This window comes from Advenella faeciporci (assembly GCF_014652395.1).
Taxonomy (GTDB): Bacteria; Pseudomonadota; Gammaproteobacteria; order Burkholderiales; family Burkholderiaceae_B; genus Advenella; species Advenella faeciporci.
Window position 1 is genome coordinate 1 of the sequence record NZ_BMYS01000046.1, and the last position, 1,177, is coordinate 1,177.

Sequence of the window (1,177 nt, forward strand, 5' to 3'; positions counted from 1 at the left end):
AACCCTGATCCAGCCATCCCGCGTGTGCGATGAAGGCCTTCGGGTTGTAAAGCACTTTTGTCAGGGAAGAAAAGGTTCTGGCTAATATCCGGAACTGATGACGGTACCTGAAGAATAAGCACCGGCTAACTACGTGCCAGCAGCCGCGGTAATACGTAGGGTGCAAGCGTTAATCGGAATTACTGGGCGTAAAGCGTGCGCAGGCGGTTCGGAAAGAAGGATGTGAAATCCCAGGGCTCAACCTTGGAACTGCATTCTTAACTACCGGACTAGAGTATGTCAGAGGGGGGTAGAATTCCGCGTGTAGCAGTGAAATGCGTAGATATGCGGAGGAATACCGATGGCGAAGGCAGCCCCCTGGGATAATACTGACGCTCATGCACGAAAGCGTGGGTAGCAAACAGGATTAGATACCCTGGTAGTCCACGCCCTAAACGATGTCAACTAGCTGTTGGGCCCTTCGGGGCTTAGTAGCGTAGCTAACGCGTGAAGTTGACCGCCTGGGGAGTACGGTCGCAAGATTAAAACTCAAAGGAATTGACGGGGACCCGCACAAGCGGTGGATGATGTGGATTAATTCGATGCAACGCGAAAAACCTTACCTACCCTTGACATGTCCGGAATCCTTTAGAGATAGAGGAGTGCTCGCAAGAGAACCGGAACACAGGTGCTGCATGGCTGTCGTCAGCTCGTGTCGTGAGATGTTGGGTTAAGTCCCGCAACGAGCGCAACCCTTGTCATTAGTTGCCAGCATTCAGTTGGGCACTCTAATGAGACTGCCGGTGACAAACCGGAGGAAGGTGGGGATGACGTCAAGTCCTCATGGCCCTTATGGGTAGGGCTTCACACGTCATACAATGGTCGGGACAGAGGGTTGCCAAACCGCAAGGTGGAGCCAATCTCAGAAACCCGATCGTAGTCCGGATTGCAGGCTGCAACTCGCCTGCATGAAGTCGGAATCGCTAGTAATCGCGGATCAGCATGTCGCGGTGAATACGTTCCCGGGTCTTGTACACACCGCCCGTCACACCATGGGAGTGGGTTTTACCAGAAGTAGTTAGCCTAACCGCAAGGAGGGCGATTACCACGGTAGGATTCATGACTGGGGTGAAGTCGTAACAAGGTAGCCGTATCGGAAGGTGCGGCTGGATCACCTCCTTTAAGAGCAGGTTCTCCT

The 1,177-nt window shown here is 53.3% G+C and carries 1 rRNA gene; it reads left to right on the top strand.

The annotated features are described in order from the left end of the window. Window positions 1-1,161, top strand: a 16S ribosomal RNA gene (locus IE074_RS14705); the annotation flags it as partial. Window positions 1,162-1,177: the final 16 nt, after the last annotated feature.